This is a genomic window from Streptomyces zinciresistens K42, assembly GCF_000225525.1.
GTDB lineage: Bacteria > Actinomycetota > Actinomycetes > Streptomycetales > Streptomycetaceae > Streptomyces > Streptomyces zinciresistens.
This window is the reverse complement of the sequence record NZ_AGBF01000471.1, coordinates 1-770: the sequence shown is the minus strand read 5'-3', so window position 1 is coordinate 770 and position 770 is coordinate 1. Positions and strand designations below refer to the sequence as shown.

At 79.1% G+C, this 770-nt stretch carries 1 protein-coding gene; it reads left to right on the top strand.

Annotated features, from left to right (window positions below; all coding sequences use genetic code 11):
* Positions 1-770: RICIN domain-containing protein (locus SZN_RS37260; RefSeq protein WP_007506593.1), on the top strand; the 770-nt coding region annotated here is incomplete at both ends.

Below are 770 nucleotides of genomic sequence, written 5' to 3'. Positions count from 1 at the left end.
CACCGGCCGGGTCGCGCTCAAGGCCGCCCGCCGTGCCACCCGGCGCCGCAACCTCACGGCGGCCGTCGCCACCGTCAGCGCCCTCGTCGTGCTCCCGCTCCTCGTCTGGTCGGCCGTCGGCTCCGACGACGGCGGCGCCCGCGCCGCCGACGGCCCGCCCGCCCGCACGCCCGGCCCGGACACGGGCTCCGCCTCCGGCGACCCGTCCTGGGCGGGTGCCGCCGAGGCCGCCAAGGGCGATCTGCGCGGCAAGCTGTACAACCTCGGCTCCGGGCTGTGCGTCGGCGTCGTCGGCGGCGACGCCGCCCCGAACGCCGAGACCGAACTCACCACCTGTTCCGCGGCGCCCGGCCAGCAGTGGGCGTACGAGACCGGCGGACTGATCCGCAGCGGCACCGACCCGGAGCTGTGCCTCGACTCCGGCCTCGGGTACTCCGTGCGGCTCGCCCCCTGCACCGGAGCCGCGGCCGGGAGCATCCGCTACGACTTCACCGCCAAGGGCGCCCTGGTGCCCCGCGCGGACCGCGGGCTCGGCCTCAGCCCCGCCGCCACCGACGGCTCGGGCGCCCTGGTGCTCAAGAGCCGCGACGACCAGGGCGACGCCCAGCGCTGGGTCGTCGACACCTCCCGCTCCGCACTCCGGACCGAGACCGTCAGGTGGGGCGCGGAGTCGGCCCCCGAACCCGCCTCGGCGCCCACGCCGCCCGGCGGTCCGACCGCCACGCCGTCGCGCACCGCCCGGCCCGCTGCCACGTCCCCGCCCCCGGCGT